This window comes from Aeromicrobium sp. (assembly GCF_049586495.1).
Classification (GTDB): Bacteria; Actinomycetota; Actinomycetes; order Propionibacteriales; family Nocardioidaceae; genus Aeromicrobium.
This window is the reverse complement of sequence record NZ_JBAVCB010000225.1, coordinates 1-13,288: the sequence shown is the minus strand read 5'-3', so window position 1 is coordinate 13,288 and position 13,288 is coordinate 1. Positions and strand designations below refer to the sequence as shown.

14 protein-coding genes and 1 pseudogene are annotated in these 13,288 nt (G+C 67.7%); 12 read left to right on the top strand and 3 right to left on the bottom strand.

Features of this window, described 5'->3' with window-relative positions; genetic code table 11:
* The 3 genes and pseudogenes from WB508_RS11910 to hemB all read left to right on the top strand — a co-directional run.
* Window positions 1-524 (top strand): annotated as a pseudogene (locus tag WB508_RS11910) (hydroxymethylbilane synthase); the annotation flags it as partial.
* 41 nt (window positions 525-565) lie between these two features.
* On the top strand, window positions 566-2,188 hold the full coding sequence (locus WB508_RS11905; RefSeq protein ID WP_423845098.1) for a uroporphyrinogen-III synthase: 1,623 nt from the start codon (window positions 566-568) through the stop codon (window positions 2,186-2,188).
* Between the two features lie 2 nt (window positions 2,189-2,190).
* Complete coding sequence (gene hemB, locus WB508_RS11900; protein ID WP_423845096.1) at window positions 2,191-3,171, top strand: porphobilinogen synthase; 981 nt, start codon at window positions 2,191-2,193, stop codon at window positions 3,169-3,171.
* Between the two features lie 16 nt (window positions 3,172-3,187).
* Here the strand turns inward: hemB and WB508_RS11895 are convergent, their stop codons facing one another.
* A complete protein-coding gene (locus WB508_RS11895; protein ID WP_423845095.1) occupies window positions 3,188-4,324 on the bottom strand; it encodes a lytic transglycosylase domain-containing protein in 1,137 nt (378 codons plus the stop codon).
* A 239-nt stretch (window positions 4,325-4,563) separates the two neighbouring features.
* Between WB508_RS11895 and hemL the strand changes: the two genes are divergently transcribed.
* Genes hemL through ccsB form a run of 6 tightly spaced genes read left to right on the top strand, consistent with a single transcriptional unit; the run spans window position 4,564 to window position 10,355 of the window.
* Window positions 4,564-5,850: a glutamate-1-semialdehyde 2,1-aminomutase gene (hemL, locus tag WB508_RS11890; RefSeq protein WP_423845097.1), complete on the top strand. Its 1,287-nt coding sequence runs from the start codon at window positions 4,564-4,566 to the stop codon at window positions 5,848-5,850.
* Window positions 5,847-6,500 carry a histidine phosphatase family protein gene (locus tag WB508_RS11885; RefSeq protein ID WP_423845094.1) on the top strand — a complete coding sequence of 218 codons (654 nt, stop codon included), beginning with the start codon at window positions 5,847-5,849 and terminating at the stop codon, window positions 6,498-6,500. Before hemL ends, WB508_RS11885 begins: the two co-directional genes overlap by 4 nt.
* Before the next feature lie 2 nt (window positions 6,501-6,502).
* On the top strand, window positions 6,503-7,066 hold the full coding sequence (locus tag WB508_RS11880; RefSeq protein WP_423845093.1) for a TlpA family protein disulfide reductase: 564 nt from the start codon (window positions 6,503-6,505) through the stop codon (window positions 7,064-7,066).
* 10 nt (window positions 7,067-7,076) lie between these two features.
* On the top strand, window positions 7,077-7,829 hold the full coding sequence (locus WB508_RS11875) for a cytochrome c biogenesis CcdA family protein (RefSeq protein ID WP_423845092.1): 753 nt from the start codon (window positions 7,077-7,079) through the stop codon (window positions 7,827-7,829).
* A gap of 13 nt (window positions 7,830-7,842) precedes the next feature.
* Window positions 7,843-9,408: a cytochrome c biogenesis protein ResB gene (gene resB / locus WB508_RS11870; protein WP_423845091.1), complete on the top strand. Its 1,566-nt coding sequence runs from the start codon at window positions 7,843-7,845 to the stop codon at window positions 9,406-9,408.
* A complete protein-coding gene (ccsB, locus tag WB508_RS11865) occupies window positions 9,405-10,355 on the top strand; it encodes a c-type cytochrome biogenesis protein CcsB (RefSeq protein ID WP_423845090.1) in 951 nt (316 codons plus the stop codon). Before resB ends, ccsB begins: the two co-directional genes overlap by 4 nt.
* Before the next feature lie 24 nt (window positions 10,356-10,379).
* On the opposite strand, the gene WB508_RS11860 is transcribed toward ccsB, so the two are convergent.
* The gene (locus WB508_RS11860; RefSeq protein WP_423845089.1) at window positions 10,380-10,658 is read right to left on the bottom strand and encodes a PLDc N-terminal domain-containing protein; all 279 of its coding nucleotides are present in this window, start codon (window positions 10,656-10,658) and stop codon (window positions 10,380-10,382) included.
* Between the two features lie 37 nt (window positions 10,659-10,695).
* Here WB508_RS11860 and WB508_RS11855 point away from each other — a divergent pair, with 37 nt between their 5' ends.
* Complete coding sequence (locus WB508_RS11855; RefSeq protein WP_423845088.1) at window positions 10,696-10,962, top strand: DUF4229 domain-containing protein; 267 nt, start codon at window positions 10,696-10,698, stop codon at window positions 10,960-10,962.
* Window positions 10,943-12,031: a PLP-dependent cysteine synthase family protein gene (locus tag WB508_RS11850; protein ID WP_423845087.1), complete on the top strand. Its 1,089-nt coding sequence runs from the start codon at window positions 10,943-10,945 to the stop codon at window positions 12,029-12,031. The genes WB508_RS11855 and WB508_RS11850 overlap by 20 nt, the downstream gene beginning before the upstream one ends.
* A 23-nt stretch (window positions 12,032-12,054) precedes the next feature.
* On the opposite strand, the gene WB508_RS11845 is transcribed toward WB508_RS11850, so the two are convergent.
* Window positions 12,055-12,702 carry a hypothetical protein gene (locus WB508_RS11845; RefSeq protein WP_423845086.1) on the bottom strand — a complete coding sequence of 216 codons (648 nt, stop codon included), beginning with the start codon at window positions 12,700-12,702 and terminating at the stop codon, window positions 12,055-12,057.
* A 108-nt stretch (window positions 12,703-12,810) separates the two neighbouring features.
* Here WB508_RS11845 and WB508_RS11840 point away from each other — a divergent pair.
* A partial coding sequence (locus WB508_RS11840) for a DUF7134 domain-containing protein (RefSeq protein ID WP_423845085.1) occupies window positions 12,811-13,288 on the top strand: 478 nt, incomplete at its 3' end.

Below are 13,288 nucleotides of genomic sequence, written 5' to 3'. Positions count from 1 at the left end.
CGCTCGGACTGGGCGTCGAGGTCGTCGCCATCCGTGGCAACGTCGACACCCGAATCAGCAAGATCGGTGCTGGCGAGGTCGACGCCGTCATGTTGGCCCGCGCTGGCCTGGCCCGCCTCGGTCGTCTCGACGACATCACCGAGGTCATCGATCCCATCCAGATGCTTCCTGCCCCCGGGCAGGGTGCGCTGGCCTGTGAGTGCCGCGTCGACGATGACGCGACTGCTCGACTCCTCGGCGTACTTGACGACCGCGACACCCGCGCGGCCGTCACCGCTGAACGCAGCCTTCTTGCCACCTTGGAGGCAGGCTGCAGCGCTCCAGTCGGAGCTCTTGCCGAAATCGCCGATGGCGATGACGGTGACGAGCTGTGGCTGCGAGCCGTGGTCGGAGACATCTCCGGCGCGCCCACCATCCGTCTGTCCGCGACCGGTCTGCCTGAGCAGGCTGCCGCGGTCGGTGAACGTCTCGCTGCCGAGATGCTCGCCGAAGGGGCCGACAGTCTCATGTCGGTGACCTCCTGAACGCCGGCAGCACAAGAAAAGGACACCCAGTGACCGCAGAGATGACCAGTACCGTCTCCACCACACCCGTACCCCGCGCCACCAAGGCGATGGGGCACGTGAGCTTCGTCGGAGCCGGCCCGGGCGACGAGAGTCTGCTCACCGTACGTGCCGCCGAGCTGTTGGCGCTGGCGGACGTCGTCATCACCGAGCAGCCTGAACAGGCCTCGCTCGTCACCAACGGCGCCGAGATCGTCGACGGCGGATGCAACGAGGACGGCGAGACACTCACGCCCGCCGCTCGTGCCCGCATCGTCGTCCGGCACGCGAAGACCGGCGCGCAGGTCGTGCGTCTCGTCGCGGGCGATCCGTTCACCTACGCCACGGCCCCCGAGGAAGCGGTGGCGTGCACGAAGGCCGGCATCGGCTTCGAGATCGTGCCCGGCATCTCGTCGGTGTCGGCGGTCCCGGCCTACGCCGGCGTGCCGCTCACCAACCGCGCGCACCGCGGGTACTCGGTCGTTCACGTGGGTGACGCCAAGGTGAACTGGTCCGATCACGCCGGTTCGGACACGCTGGTGCTCCTGGCCGCTGTCAGCCGGATCGAGGAGGTCGCGACCGGTCTGATCGATGCTGGCCGCAACGCCGACACGCCAGTGGCCATGACGCGGGTGGGTACCACCACCGAGCAGTCCACCGTCGTCTCGACGCTGCAGGACATCGCCGCTGACGCCGCTGCGGCGGGCATGACCTCACCGGCCATCACGGTCGTCGGCGCGGTCGTCAGCATGCGCGAGACGCTCTCGTGGTTCGAGACGAAGCCGCTGTACGGCTGGCGGGTGCTGGTGCCCCGCACCAAGGAGCAGTCCGCTGGGCTGGCGCGCCGACTGCGCGGCTTCGGTGCGCTCTCCGAGGAAGTCCCGACCATCTCGGTCGAGCCGCCCCGCAATCCGCAGCAGATGGACAAGGCCGTTCGCGGTCTCGTCGAAGGGCGCTATGAGTGGATCGCCTTCACCAGCGTCAATGCCGTCAAGGCCGTGCGTGAGAAGTTCGAGGAGTACGGCCTCGATGCCCGAGCGTTCTCGGGTCTGAAGATCGCCGCAGTCGGTGACAAGACGGCCGAGGCGATCCGCACCTGGGGCATCCGCCCCGATCTGGTGCCCACGGGTGAGCAGTCCGCGCGCGGCCTGCTTGAGGACTGGCCGCCGTATGACGATCTGCTCGACCCCATCAATCGGGTCTTCTTGCCGCGCGCCGACATCGCCACCGAGACACTGGTGGCCGGCCTGATCGATCTCGGGTGGGAGGTCGACGACGTGACGGCGTATCGCACCGTCCGGGCGGCCCCGCCGCCTGCGCCCGTGCGAGAGGCGATCAAGTCGGGCAAGTTCGACGCCGTCATGTTCACCTCGTCGTCCACGGTGCGCAACCTGGTCGGTATTGCTGGCAAGCCGCACGCGCAGACAATCATTGCCTGCATCGGTCCGGCCACGGCCAAGACGGCCGAGGAGCACGGCCTGCGGGTCGACGTGATGGCCGAGCAGCCGTCGGTCGAGATGCTGTCCGATGCGCTCGCCGAGTTTGGTGCTGAGCGCCGGTTGGAGTTCGTCGAGGCCGGCGAGCCGGTGCTGCGTCCGTCGCAGAAGCGGCCCACCGCGCGGCGTTCGTCGAGCCGCAAGGCCTGAGCATGGCATTCCCCACCGACCGTCCTCGTCGCTTGCGCTCGTCGCCGGCGATGAGGCGGTTCGTCGCGGAGACCCACGTGCAGCCCAGCCAGCTGGTCTTGCCGATGTTCGTGGCCGAGGGGTTGACCGAACCGCGGCCGATCCTGTCGATGCCCGGCGTCGTCCAGCACAGCCGCGAGTCGGCTCGCAAGGCCTATGCCGAGGCTGCAGAGCTGGGGCTGGGTGGGGTCATGCTGTTCGGTGTCCCCGAACACAAGGATGCCTCCGGATCAGGTGCGCTTGACCCCGATGGCATCCTCAACGTCGTGCTGCGCGACGCTCGCGCTGAGGTCGGGGACGACCTGCTGGTCATGTCCGATCTGTGTCTCGACGAGTTCACCGATCACGGCCACTGTGGCGTGCTCGACGACCGGGGGCGCGTCGACAACGACGCCACGGTGGCCATCTACGCCCAGATGGGCGTGGTGCAGGCCGAGTCCGGCGCCCACGTGGTGGGCCCGAGCGGCATGATGGACGGCCAGGTCGGCGCCATCCGGCAGGCGCTGGACGCCGCGGGTCACGACGACACCGTGATCCTCGCGTACGCCGCCAAGTACTCCTCGGCCTTCTATGGCCCGTTTCGCGAGGCGGTGGACTCCACCCTCACAGGTGATCGCACGACATACCAGCAGGACCCGGCCAACGCCCGCGAGTCGCTGCGCGAGGTCATGCTCGACATCGCCGAGGGTGCTGACATCGTCATGGTCAAGCCTGCGCTGAGCTACCTCGACGTCATCCGCCAGGTGCGCGACGCCGTCGACGTGCCGGTGGCGGCCTACAACATCTCCGGAGAGATGGCGATGGTCGAGGCAGCAGCAGCCAACGGCTGGATCGATCGCGACCGCGCGATCGACGAGGTCGTGCTGTCGATCCGACGTGCCGGTGCCGACATCGTGCTGACCTACTGGGCCGCCGAGATCGCGAACCGACTCACCCTCCGTTGAGAGGGCGGTGGCCAGGTCAGTAGCCGAAGGTCTTCATGCAGGCATTGATCGATGACTGGGGTCCGAGCGGGAACTGCAGGGTGCAGCGGAGTGTGGCTTCGGTCCTGCTGAGCCCCTGAGTCACTGGTGTGATGACCGGGCCAAGGGGCGTGCCGCTGACGCCGCCGCCCACCGCGCCACCCACGGTGCCACTGACGGTGCCGCTGCCGGGCGTGCCTCCGCCTCCGCCTCCGCTTCCGCCGTCGCCTCCGCCGGGCGTGGTCCCGGTGCCGGGCGAACCGCCGGTCCCGGTGCCGCCGCCGTTGGTGCCGCCCTCAGAAGGCGAAGTGGCTGCCTTTTCCTTCTTGGCTGCCTTCTTGCGCTGGGCCGGTGTGAGGGACTGATCCGAAGAGCGGCTGGTGAGCATCGGGGAGGTCGTGTAGACGTTGGGCGACTGGGTGAAGTCGCCAGCGGCGTAACGCTCCGAGATGGAGAGCACGAGGTCGACGTACGAGCTGGACCGGTTGTACCGGAGCACGGCGGCTGAGGCGTCAGAGCGCTTGGACACGTCGCCCGGGCCGGCGCACAGGTACACGCCGGCTGCCGTGGCAGCGTCATCGATGTCCTGCGGGTTCTTGGAGCCGTCGCCATCGGCGTCGACACCGACCGAGGACCAGGTGCCGGGGATGAACTGCATGGGACCGACGGCGCGATCGAGGACCGCGTCCTTGTCGAAACGGCCGTTGTCGGTGTCAGTGATGCGCGCGCGACCACCCTTGCCGTCGAGCGGCACGCCGTAGATGCCGGGCTTGGCGGTGCCGTCGGCGTCAAGCGTGTTGTTGTTGGTGCGGCCATGGTTGGACTCGACGCGGCCGATCGCGGCGACGAGGTGCCACGGCAGGTTGCAGGAGGCGTCTGCCTTGCTCAACAGGGTCTCGGCACGTCGGTAGGCGTACAGGGCCGCGGCCGGGATGCCGTTGGCGGAGAGGTTGGAGACGGCCATGTCGGATCCGCCGCGCGGATCGATGCCACTGGGAGCCTTCTGCACGCTGGCTGGTTGGTCGAATGCTGCGCCGGGGACGTCGGGGACCCCGTCGGCAGCTGCGTTGTTCGAGGCGTTCGCGAGCCCGGTATTGGACAAGGCAGCGCCCCACGCGGCCACGAGGACAGCCATGGGGACTAGCGCGCTGGCCTTCTGCCAACGGGACAACGAACGACGAGCCATGTGTGTGTTCCCTCCAACGGCGCCTGCCACGGGGGCGGTCAGGCGACCGCCCATGTGACCGGAGTCATGTGGGCAGTATCAGTGACAACGATAGGCGGGCCCCCGGGTTACGGCCAATTCAGCCCCGTAGAGACACTGGAGCGGTGAGTGAGTTGGAAGCGTCTCGTCAATTGTTCTCCCGTGCGCAGATGGTGGCACCTGGTGGGGTGAACTCCCCGGTGCGGGCCTTCCGTGCTGTCGGCGGATCGCCGGTCTTCATGGCATCGGGCCGTGGTGCTTGGCTCACCGACGTCGACGGCAATCAGTACGTCGACCTCGTCGGCTCCTGGGGCCCGATGCTGTTGGGTCATGCCCACCCGGCGGTCCTGGAGGCCGTGACGGCGGCCGTCTCGCGCGGCACGTCATTCGGCACGCCCAGCGCGCCCGAGGTCGAGCTGGCTGAGGAGATCATCGACCGCACACCCGTCGAGCTGGTGCGGATGGTGTCGTCCGGGACCGAAGCCACGATGTCCGCTGTCCGGCTGGCTCGGGCCTTCACGGGTCGCGACACCGTGGTGAAGTTCGCCGGTTGCTACCACGGACACGTCGACGCGCTGCTGGCCGAGGCTGGCTCCGGCGTCGTGACCCTGGGAATCCCGGGCACCCCCGGCGTTCCCGCGCATGTCACGGCTGACACCGTCGTGCTGGACTACAACGACAGAGCCGGTGTCGAAGCCGCGTTCGACCAGCTGGGGGACCGCATCGCCTGCGTCATCACCGAAGCAGCCGCCGGAAACATGGGTCTGGTGCCGCCCGGTCCGGGCTTCAACCAGTTCCTGTCTGAAATCACGACACGGCACGGCGCGCTGCTGATCAGCGACGAGGTCATGACCGGCTTTCGCGTCACGCGCTCCGGTCAGTGGGGACTCGACGGTGCCGTCGAGGGATGGCGTCCTGATCTCGTCACCTACGGCAAGGTGATGGGCGGCGGATTCCCTGCCGCGGCCTTCGGTGGTCGAGCCGACATCATGTCCCAGCTCGCGCCGGCGGGCCCTGTCTACCAAGCGGGCACGTTGTCGGGAAACCCAATCGCCACGACGGCGGGGCTCGCCACCTTGCGACATGCCGACGCTGCGGCGTACGAGCGGCTCGGTGCTGCGTCCATTCGTCTGCAGCACATGGTCGCCGAATCCCTGAGCGCGGCCGGCGTGGTGCATCGCATCCAGCACAGCGGATCGATGTTCAGCGTGTTCTGGGGCGTCGACCAGCCCGTCGTCGACTTCGCCGGCGCCCAGGCGCAGGAGACGTGGCGCTACGCCCCGTTCTTCCACGCCATGCTCGACGCCGGCGTGTACCTGCCGCCGAGCGCCTTCGAGTCGTGGTTCGTCTCGGCTGCGCACGACGAGGAGGCACTCTCTAGAATTGCCGAGGCACTCCCCCACGCCGCCGCTGCCGCTGCCGCCGCCGAGCAGCCCGACCCCCAAGGTTCCCGATGACCACGCGAACAATCGTCCACCTCATGCGCCACGGAGAGGTGCACAACCCGCTCGGCGTCCTGTACGGACGCATTGCCGGCTATTACCTGTCCGACCTCGGACACGAGATGGCGGCCAAGGTCGCCGAGTCGTTGAAGGGACACCCGATCACCCACCTCGTGGCCTCTCCGTTGGAGCGGGCCCAGGAGACGGCCACGCCGTTGTCGCAGATCCTGTCGCTGCCCATCACGAACGACGAGCGCGTCATCGAGGCCGGCAACAAGTTCGAGGGCAAGACGGTCGGCGTCGGACCCAAGGCGTTCTTGAGGCCCGATCGGTGGTGGCTGCTGCGCAATCCCATGCGCCCGTCGTGGGGGGAGCCCTATCTGGAGATCGCGGCTCGCATGCGTGCCGCGATCGACGACGCTCGCGAGACCGCCCGCGGCAGCGAAGCCGTCATCGTGTCGCACCAGCTGCCGGTCTGGACCGCACGCCGCATGTACGAGCAGAAGCGCTATGCCCATGATCCGCGCAACCGCCAGTGCACCTTGGCCAGCCTCACGTCGCTGACCTTCGAGGACGACCAGTTCACCGGCGTGGTCTACAGCGAGCCGGCCGGCGATCTGTTGCCTGATCCGCTCAAGGGCAACACCTTTTCCGGGGGAGCATGAGCGTGAGCCGTGGGTGGGTGGTCGCCGTGCTGACGACGGTCCTCGTGTCTGGTTGCACCGGTGCCAGCGGCGACACCGACACCTCCGGCTACGTCTCGGGTGCGGGCCAGATCACGGTCGTGCCTGCTGCGGACCGCGAGGATGCCCCGGTGCTGTCAGGTGAGGACCTTGAGGGCGCAGCGCTGACGACGGCCGACTGGGCCGGACAGACCATCGTCGTGAACGTGTGGGGCCCGTGGTGCCCGCCGTGTCGCAAGGAGATGCCCGCCTTGAAGGAGGTCTCTGAGCAGTACGCCGACCAAGACGTGAAGTTCGTCGGCGTGCTCAACCGGTCCAAGTCCGACACGGCGTTGGCCTTCACCCAGAAGATCGGCATCACCTATCCGACCTTCGCCGACCAAGGTGGCCGACTCGAGCTGAAGTTCAACGACAGCCTGCCGACCGTCGCCGTCCCGACCACCTGGATCATCGACGCCAACGGCAAGGTGGCTGCCCGTATCGCGGTCGACGACCTGACCGCCTCCACGCTGGCCGGTCTGGTCGATGACGTGAAGGCGTCGAGCTGATGGTGGGGGTGTGAACGACTGGCTCGGCGAGACCGTCTCGTCGGGCACGCTGCTGCTCGCCATGCCGGTGGCTCTTACTGCAGGACTCGTCTCCTTCTTCTCGCCCTGCGTCGTGCCCCTGCTGCCGGGCTATCTGTCGTACGTGTCGGGCGTCGCGGTGCAGGACCTGGACAGTGCGCGGCGCACACGCGTCGTGGCCGGGGCGCTGTTGTTCGTTCTCGGCTTCTCGGCGGTGTTCGTGCTGAGTGGGGCTCTGTTCGGGTCGATCGGCACCGAGCTGCGGGCCTACCAACGTCCGCTCTCGATCGGCACCGGCGTGCTGGTCATCGCGGTGGGTGTCGCCTTCATCGGCTGGCTGCCGTTCCTGCAGCGCGACATGCGCGTGCATGCCGTGCCCCAGGTCGGTCTGGCCATGGCCCCGGTGCTCGGCGTGTTCTTCGCGGTGGGCTGGGCGCCGTGCATCGGGCCAACCCTGAGCGCGGTGCTGGGCCTGAGCCTGGCCACCGACGACGCCACCGCCGCACGGGGAGCTCTCCTGGCGTTCGTGTACTGCCTGGGGCTGGGTATTCCCTTCGTGCTCGCCGCGCTCGGTCTGTCGAGGTTCTCCCGATCGGTCGGTTGGCTGCGGCGCCACCAGCGCGTCGTCTCGACGGGCGGCGGTGCGATGCTGATCGTCGTCGGTCTCCTCCTGGTCACCGGCGTCTGGGACGGCTTGGTGATCGACCTGCAGAACTGGGTTGGCGGATTCGAGACGGTGCTGTGATGAGGGAGCTGTCATGAGCCGTGACTTCGAGCCGCAGTCGGCGCCGGCTCTGGGTACTCGCGCCTTCGGCCGCTGGATCTGGCGCCAGCTCACCTCGATGCGCACCGCGCTGTCGTTGTTGCTGCTGTTGGCGATCGCGGCCGTGCCCGGGTCGTTGGTGCCGCAGCGCGCCACCGACGCGCGGGCAGTCGAGGTGTATCTGGCCGATCACCCCACGCTGGGACCGATCTACGAATCCATCGGCATGTTCAGCGTCTACACGTCGCCATGGTTCAGCGCCATCTACCTGCTGTTGATGGTGTCGTTGATCGGCTGCATCGTGCCCCGCTCAGCGGTCTACGCCAAGGCGCTGCGGGCTCGCCCGCCGCGGGTGCCCAGACGGCTTGATCGGTTGCCGGCCCACGCGTCGTTCGAGACGACGGCCGACCCGGCCGCCGTGATGGTGAGTGCCCACCGCGCGCTCGGGAGGGCCCGCGTCGACACGGTCGATCGTGATGGCGTCCATGAGCTCTCCGCCGAGAAGGGCTATCTGCGCGAGGCGGGCAACCTGGTGTTCCACATCAGCGTGGTCGTCGTCCTCATCGGTGTGGCCGCGAGCGCGCTGCTCGGATACCGCGGCGCAGCCATCGTCACCGAGGGCGACCGGTTCAGCAACGTCCTGACTCAGTACGACGAGTTCACCTCGGGTGCGCTCTTCGACCGCCAGGAGCTGCCGCCGTTCTCCTTGGGCCTCGAAGACTTCGCGGCGACCTTCCAGGTCGACGGGCCTCAGCGAGGAGCACCGCGCTCTTTCGAGGCGACCGGCACCGTGAGCCGTGGCACCGGCAACGCCGAGGAACCCTTCAGCATCCGGGTCAACCACCCGCTGAACGTCGACGGCACCTCGGTCTTCCTGGTCGGGCAGGGCTACGCGCCGGTCATTCGGGTCACGGGTCCAGATGGTCAGGTGGTGTTCGACGAGGCTGTGCCCTTCCTGCCAGCTGACCCCACCTACACCTCCAATGGGGTCATCAAGGTCGCCGAGGCCGAGCCGGAGCAGCTGGGCTTCCAGGGCTTCTTCCTGCCGACGTTCGTGACCGGCGACAACGGGGCGACCCGGTCGGTGTTCCCGTCGCCGCTGCAGCCCATCATCGGTCTGTTCGTGTGGCACGGCGACCTCGGGCTGGACGACGGCGTTCCCCAGTCGGTGTATGTGCTCGACAAGCGCAAGATGACCCAGTACATGAACGGCGAGAAGGGGTACCGGGTCAGTCTGCAGCCTGGCCAGGCCCAAGAGCTGCCGGACGGCAACACCATCGAATTTGTCGAGCTCCGCCAGTTCGTGCGGTTCCAGGTCGCATCGGCGCCGCTGGTGCAGGTGCCGCTGTTCGGCATCATCGCCGGCCTCATCGGCTTGATCGCCTCCCTGTCGATCAAGCCCCGCCGTACGTGGGTCCGGGCGCACCGGGAGGGATCGCGTACCGTGGTCGACGTAGCCGTTCTGGACCGTGTCCCCCGGGTGGATCTACCCGCTGACCTCGATCGGTACATGGAACGCTTCAGGTCCGAACTGGGCCACGAGACAGGAGAATCGACATGACGGTCGAGCAACTGGGCCAGGTGTCCAACTACTGCGTGGCCTCGGCCACCGGTCTGCTGGCACTCGCCTTCGTCGCCTACGTCGCTCAGTGGGCTTTCGCGCGCTCCGTGCCAGCAGACCGCGACCTGGTCATGGCCGGTGGCGCGCCGGACACCGCTGGGACTGCCACCGACACCGTTGACCTCCCGGACACCAGCGACATCTCCGGCAGCATCGGCTTCTCCCTGACGGCACTCGCGACCGTCGTGCTGCTGACCGGCGTCGTCCTGCGGGGACTGGCAGCCGAACGCGTGCCGTGGGGAAACATGTACGAATTTGGCTGCATCGCGATCCTGTTCGCGATGGTCGCCTATCTCGGGCTCGAGCGGGTGTGGGACATCGACTGGGTCGGTCCGATCATCACGGGATTCGGCACCGTGGTTCTCGGCTCGACCATGCTGTTCGTCTACGTGCCGCCCGGGCCGTTGGTGCCCGCGCTTGACTCGTACTGGCTGGTCATCCACGTGCTCGGCGCGATCATCTCTGGTGCCGCGTTCCTGGTGGGCGCAGCCGCGTCGATCCTGTACCTGATCAAGGCGCGTGCGGAACGACTGACGCCTGAGGGCGAGCGCACCGGATTCCTGTGGCGCATTCCGGCGTCGCCGGTCATCGACCAGGTGGCGTACCGCGTGCACGCCTTCGCCTTTCCCATCTGGACCTTCGCGGCACTGATCGCGGGCCCGATCTGGGCTCAGGCGGCCTGGGGTCGGTACTGGGGCTGGGACGCCAAGGAGGTCTGGGCGTTCATCACGTGGGTCTTCTACGCCGCCTATCTGCACGCGCGGGCCACAGCCGGTTGGCGCGGCAAGGCTGCCGCCATCCTCGCCCTTGCTGCCTTCGCGACGTTCGTGTTCAACTTCGTCGGCGTCAACCTCTTCGTCGGAGGCTTGCACTCCTACGCCAAGTGATTCCCGATGGAAGCCGGGGATCAGCTAGAGGCCGCGAAGGTAGTCGGGGTCGTCATCGGGGCCCATGGGACCGCGAGGGGGACGCGGCGGCCGCCGGCGGCCCCCACCTGGCGGAGGATTCCAGATGCGTCGGTGGCCCACCGTCAGCCACAGGACCGGGCCGAGGACGGGCAGCAGGATGACGACGAACCACACCGGCTTGGGCAGCTTGCCGCGGATGTGGTCGCGCGGTGTAGCGATCAGGTCGAACAGTGCGTAGACGAGCAAGGTGATCGCGAAGACTGCCAGGAAGAACTTGCCCATGCCCTCCACCGTACCGGCGGGCATCTAGGCTGGGGGTGTGAAGGCATTTTGGCGGTACACCCTTGCCCGGTTCGCTGTGTTCGGTGTGTGCTGGGCGGTGCTGTGGTCCTTGGGGTGGCTGGTGTTCGAGATGTCGCCGCTGAGCAATCTGCTGATCCTCCTCGCCGCGATGCTGCTGTCCGCTGTGCTCTCCGCCTTCCTGCTGGCTGGCCTGCGCAACGAGCTCGCCATGAACATCGAGCAGCGAGCCGCGCGGATGACCGAACGACTCGAGGAGTCTCGTCGTGCCGAAGACGTCGACTGAGGACCGGGCCTGGATCGCCGAGGCGATCCGACGGGTCGACGCCGACGCCAACCGCAGCGCCGACACCCATCTGCACGTGCTGCCGACGCCGCTGGCGGGCGTCGACATCTATCTCAAGGACGAGTCGGTGCACCCCACCGGCAGCCTCAAGCACCGCTTGGCCCGATCGCTGTTCCTCTACGCACTCTGCAACGGATGGGTGTGTCCGGAGACGACGATCATCGAGGCGTCCAGTGGTTCCACCGCCGTCAGCGAGGCATACTTCGCCCGGTTGATCGGCGTGCCGTTCATCGCCGTCATGCCGGCGACGACCAGCCCGGAGAAGATCGCGCTGATCGAGTTCTACGGCGCCTCCTGCCATCTGGTCGACGACCCGGGAACCGTCTACTCCGAGGCCCGGCGTCTGGAGGAGGAGACCGGCGGACACTACATGGACCAGTTCACCTTCGCCGAGCGCGCCACCGACTGGCGCGGCAACAACAACATCGCGGAGTCGATCTTCCAGCAGATGGCCGCCGAGCCGCATCCGTGTCCCACGTGGATCGTGGTGGGCGCGGGTACGGGTGGCACGTCAGCCACCATCGGCCGTTTCGTCCGGTATCGCCGCTTCGCCACCCGCCTCGCCGTGGCCGATCCGGAGAACTCGGCCTTCCGCGACGGTTGGGAGCAGGACCGTTCTGACGTCACCACGTGCACGCCGTCGCGGATCGAGGGCATTGGCCGGATGCGCGTCGAACCGTCCTTCGTCGGCGGAGTCGTCGACGACATGGTTGTGGTGCCTGACGCGGCGTCGATCGCGACGGCCCGATGGGTCTCGACACTGCTGGGGCGCCCGGTGGGTGGTTCCACCGGCACGAATGTGTGGGCCGCCCTGCGGTACGGCGCGGCCATGGTGGCGGCCGGCGAGGCCGGTAGCATCGTCACGCTGCTGTGTGACGGCGGGGAGCGGTACGTCAACACCTATTTCGACGACACCTGGCTGGCCGACAAGGGCATCGACATCGCCCCGTACGTGGCGGCTCTCGAGTCCTTCGCGGCGACGGGTCACCTCGAACAGCCGCAGCCGTAGCACCTGACAGCGAGAGCATCGGATCACACGAGGTCGAGGTGGTCCGCGGCGACAGCGGACTCTCGCTGCGCGACGCCGAGGGCCAGAGCACTCAGCGCAGCCAGGTAGAGCAAGGCGGCAAGGTAGCTGGCCCACTCGCTGACCCCGGAGCCAGCGAACTCGACGATCACGAAGGCCCAGAGGGTCGGCCCGACCCACCGCGGAGTTGCGGCAGAGCGGAAGTGAGCAACGCCCAGGAGTATCAGCCCCAGCACGGTGCCAAGCAGCCCTGCAGCCATGAACGGCACGAGCAGCCCGAACGACTCCAGGCTGCCCGCGAGATCGGCGTAACCGGTCGGATCGGACGACATCAGCACCTGAGTCATCGCCGCGCCGCTGAAGACCGCATGACCGAACCCTCCCAGGACGGCGAGGGCGCCTCCGGCGACGGCGAGTCTGGGGCTCGCGGGGTGCAGCCAGGCGGCAACGCCAGCGACCCCGATGAGAAATGGCAGCTGGCTCACCGCGAAGCCGAAGACGCTCACGCGCGCAGACGTGCCGCCATCGGCGACAGCCCGGAGAAACTCTTCTGAGTCCGAGGAGAACTCCGGTGCAAGCAGAGTCCACGTGGCCGAGAGGACAGCGGTGGCGACGAGGCACACCGCGACGAGAATTCGCAAGTTGTTGTTCATGGAACGAGCGAACCGCAGATGTCTGCAGGGAGTCATCGCTCCCACGTCTACTTCGATGTCATCTCAAGGATGACGTCAGGACCCCTGCCTGATGCCTATGGTTGACAGGTGCAGCCTCTCTGGCCCCGATTGACCGACTGTGCGATCGCGGGCGCCGTGCTGCTGATCGGCATCGCCGAGATCTGGGTTCCGTTCACCTCGCGAGAAGCCGAGGGGAGCACGTGGATCTCGACCGTGCAGGTAGCGGTGGTCGCAGGCGCTCTGCTGGTCCGCCGCACGCGTCCGCTGGTCTGTTCTCTCGTGATCTTTGTGGCCTTCGTCGCTCTCCATGCTGCCGGGGTCGTCTATCTGCTCTTCTTCGGGCAGTTCGTGCCCATGCTGCTGGCGACCTTCGCGGTGGCGCGACACGCAGAAGGCCGCGCTCGGTACGTCGGTGGGGGACTGCTCGCCGCCACTCTCCTGACTGGCGACCTGCTGGTCGATGAGCTCCAAGACATGTCGGAGATCGTCTTCCACTGGGGAGTCCTCACCATCGCCTTTTCCTTGGGAGCCTGGCAAAGGGTCATGGCCGATCGCGAAGCTGCGT

Excerpts from the sequence above, each read along its gene's own strand:
- WB508_RS11905 (WP_423845098.1), top strand. The coding sequence starts at position 566 with ATGACCAGTACCGTCTCCACCACACCCGTACCCCGCGCCACCAAGGCG.
- hemB (WP_423845096.1), top strand. The coding sequence starts at position 2,191 with ATGGCATTCCCCACCGACCGTCCTCGTCGCTTGCGCTCGTCGCCGGCG.
- WB508_RS11895 (WP_423845095.1), bottom strand. The coding sequence starts at position 4,324 with ATGGCTGTCCTCGTGGCCGCGTGGGGCGCTGCCTTGTCCAATACCGGG.
- hemL (WP_423845097.1), top strand. The coding sequence starts at position 4,564 with ATGGTGGCACCTGGTGGGGTGAACTCCCCGGTGCGGGCCTTCCGTGCT.
- WB508_RS11885 (WP_423845094.1), top strand. The coding sequence starts at position 5,847 with ATGACCACGCGAACAATCGTCCACCTCATGCGCCACGGAGAGGTGCAC.
- resB (WP_423845091.1), top strand. The coding sequence starts at position 7,843 with ATGAGCCGTGACTTCGAGCCGCAGTCGGCGCCGGCTCTGGGTACTCGC.
- ccsB (WP_423845090.1), top strand. The coding sequence starts at position 9,405 with ATGACGGTCGAGCAACTGGGCCAGGTGTCCAACTACTGCGTGGCCTCG.
- WB508_RS11860 (WP_423845089.1), bottom strand. The coding sequence starts at position 10,658 with ATGGGCAAGTTCTTCCTGGCAGTCTTCGCGATCACCTTGCTCGTCTAC.
- WB508_RS11845 (WP_423845086.1), bottom strand. The coding sequence starts at position 12,702 with ATGAACAACAACTTGCGAATTCTCGTCGCGGTGTGCCTCGTCGCCACC.